Origin of the sequence: Streptomyces sp. SID3343 (genome assembly GCF_009865215.1) — a bacterium.
In the GTDB taxonomy this organism is placed as follows: Bacteria; Actinomycetota; Actinomycetes; order Streptomycetales; family Streptomycetaceae; genus Embleya.
On sequence record NZ_WWJX01001092.1, the window covers coordinates 1 to 3,134 of the forward strand.

At 72.9% G+C, this 3,134-nt stretch carries 3 protein-coding genes; 2 read left to right on the forward strand and 1 reads right to left on the reverse strand.

The genetic code is table 11. The features are described 5' to 3' along the window. On the reverse strand, positions 1 to 737 hold a 737-nt coding region (locus tag GT354_RS52915), incomplete at its 3' end, for a hypothetical protein (protein WP_202512619.1). A 543-nt stretch (positions 738 to 1,280) separates the two neighbouring features. On the opposite strand from GT354_RS52915, the gene GT354_RS34260 reads away from it, so the two are divergent. Together GT354_RS34260 and GT354_RS34265 are read left to right on the forward strand one after the other, a co-directional pair. Continuing rightward, a complete protein-coding gene (locus tag GT354_RS34260; protein WP_161360265.1) occupies positions 1,281 to 1,586 on the forward strand; it encodes a hypothetical protein in 306 nt (101 codons plus the stop codon). Between the two features lie 44 nt (positions 1,587 to 1,630). Then, positions 1,631 to 3,134 (forward strand): heavy metal translocating P-type ATPase (locus GT354_RS34265; RefSeq protein WP_161360266.1); only part of this gene is annotated, 1,504 nt, incomplete at its 3' end.

The following is a 3,134-nucleotide window of genomic DNA, read 5'->3' on the forward strand; positions in this document are numbered from 1 at the left end:
AACCGCGTCGCCGGCACCGGCGACCACGCCGCGACCAACGCGACCACGACGGTGACCGTCAGCACCGCGAGCAGTCGCAGCAGCCGGAACACCGCCTTCTCGCCGTGCCGCAGCCACACCGCACACGCGAGCGCGGCCAGCACGTGCGCCGCGAACATGCCCCGGCCGCCGTCGCCGAGGATCGACATCATCGCGCCGCCGTGTCGCATCCCCGCGCCCGCACCCGCGGCCGCGTGATGCGCGGACGACGACGTGTCCCCGAACGGCGAACCACTCACGAACCCGGACGAACCTCCCCCGAAGCCGGCCGATTCCGGCGTCTGCCGGGCCAGGTTCGGGTCGAGCCGCATCCGAATCAAAATCTCGGCCACCGAACGCGTGGGCCCGGTGCCGGGAGTGTCGTCGTTGCACAGGAGTACGTGCAACCACCGCGTCTCCAACGCGGCGGACGGCGGTTCGATCGGCGGAGGCGGTCGCTGGGCGAGGGTGAACAACGCGTGGAGGGCTGCCTGTGCGGCGAACATGGCACCGGTGATCGCCGGGAATCCGCGCTCGCGGTCGGCCACCACCCACACCAGCAAGGCAATCGCCACACCCGCGCTGCCGGTCGCCGCCCAGGGGACCGAAGCGTCGGACATCAGCGTGTGGCCGAGCAACGCGAGCAGCACGCACACCACCGCGAAGGTCGCGGCGCGTACGGCTCGAAGCACAGACCGGGCAGGCATGGTGTCGCTCATGCTCCCACCCCCCGTGCCCGGCAGGTGGCGGCGGGGCATCCGACGCACCGTCCGCGGTTGTCGGAAAGGGCGGCGCAGGCTGCGGGAGGAGTACCGCGGACTGCGGGAGAAACACGGCGGACTGCGGAAGGAGCAGGTACGCCACCGCCGCCCACTCGCCCGCCCTCAAACGGCAGCCGCACCGGGTTCACGCGCCCCGGGCCCGATCCCGCGCGCCACATCGACGAAACGGGCGGTCCGAAATCGCAGCCCGCACGGAACCCGGGCCACCGAGCACCCGACTACCTGGGATACCCGAGCGCAACAGCGCGTGGCGGCACCGGGCGTGGCGGCACCGCGTGTGGTGGCACCGCGTGTGGCGGCACCGCTCCCCCGCTTTGCGTGAGGCCCTTCGCTGCGCCAGTCGACCGATCACCGACGACAGACCTCCCGTGACAGCTCACCGACGACCGACGACCGAAGAGCTATGGAGCTCGACACATGCCCAACGCTTCGGACCCACCCCCACGTTCCCCGTCCTTGCCCTCGCCCTCGCCCCCGCCCTTGTCTTCCTCTTCCTCTTCCTCCGCCTCCGCTCTCACCTCCGCCCCCGAGTCCGCTCGTGGACGTGCTCCCGTCCCCGGCGTCGTCTTCGCCTTCGGCGGTCTGCTCGTGCTCGTCTTCGTCGCCGCGTTCGTGATCGGACGCCTCGCCGGCCCGGTGGCCCCCGATCTCCGTGAGCCCGGGCCCCCAGGCGCACCCCAACCGATCGGCGGGGAAGGCAAGAACAAAGGCAAGCACACGCACAACGGCCTCGGCCCCGTCCCGTCACTCGTCGTCCCGCGCACCACCCTCGGGAGCATGCCGTGACCACCGCCCCCGCGCTCACTTCCACGAACCTCACCGTGACCGGCATGACCTGCGGCGCGTGCGTGGTCCGCGTCGAACGCCGGTTGTCCCGGCTCGACGGGGTCACGGCGACGGTCAACCTCGCTACCGGCCGAGTCCGGGTCACCCACCCCGAGTCGGTCCCGGTCGTCGCGCTGCTGGCCGCGGTATCGGAAGCCGGCTACACCGCGAGCATCCCGACCGACGACACCACCGCCGCGTCCCCGACGACCCACACCGCAACCGCCGATCCCCGGCGCGACCTGCTCGTGACGGCGTCCCTCGCGATACCGGTCCTGATTTTGTCGATGGTGCCGGCGTGGCAGTTCACCAACTGGCAGTGGTTGAGCCTGATGCTCGCCGCGCCGGTGGCGACCTGGGGCGCGTGGCCGTTCCACCGGCGAGCCCTGCACGCGCTGCGCTACGGCACGGCCACGATGGACACCCTCGTCAGTCTCGGCGTGCTGGCCGCGTTCGGTTGGTCCCTGTGGGCGCTGTTCGTCGGCGGCGCGGGCGAGCCTGGCATGCGGATGGCGTTCACCCTGTTGCCGGCCACGAGCGACGAGCACGCGCACGTGTACCTGGAAGCGGCTGTCGCGGTACCGCTGTTCGTCCGGTGCGGGCGGCTGTTGGAGGACCGCGCGCGGACGCGGACCGGTTCGGCCGTACGGGAGTTGGCCACGCTCGTGCCGGACCAAGCCGCCGTGGTGCACCCAGGGGTGTCCGGCGATCCGGTCGAAGTGAGCGTACCCACCCGGTCCCTGACCGTAGGTCAGTTGTTCGTCGTACGCCCCGGCGATCGCGTACCCACCGACGGCGTCGTGGTCGAGGGCCGATCCGCGCTCGACGTGTCGCACCTGACCGGCGAAAGCCGGCCGCACGAGGTCGGGCCCGGCGACGACGTGGCCGGCGGCAGCGTCAACGAGGGCGGACGGGTGACGGTACGGGCCACCGCCGTCGGCGCGGACACCCACCTCGCGCGGATCGCCGCCGCCGTCGAACAGGCCCAGTCCGGCAAGTCCTCGGCCCAGCGGGTGGCCGACCGGGTCGCGGGCGTGTTCGTGCCGGCGGTGCTGAGCGTGGCCGTGACCGTGCTCGGCTTCTGGCTGGGCGCGGGCGGCGAACCGCAGGCCGCGTTCACGGCCGGCATGGCCGTACTGGTCGTCGCGTGCCCGTGCGCGCTCGGCCTGGCCACGCCCACCGCGATCCTGGCCGCGACCGGACGCGGTGCGCGCCTGGGCGTGCTGATCCGTGAGCCGGCCGCGCTGGAACGGCTGCGCCGGGTGGGCACCGTCGTGATCGACAAGACCGGCACCCTCACCACCGGGCAGCTCACCGTGCTGCGCCACGAGCCGGCCGCCGGCTTCGACGCCGACGAACTCCTGCGCGTGAGCGGGGCCGTGGAGGCGGCGTCCGGCCATCCGATCGCCCGTGCAACGGCCCGTACCGCGCGCGACCGGTTCGGGACGCTCCCGGCGGTGGCCGACTTCGCGTCGGAGTCCGGCACCGGCGTACGCGGCCTGGTCGACG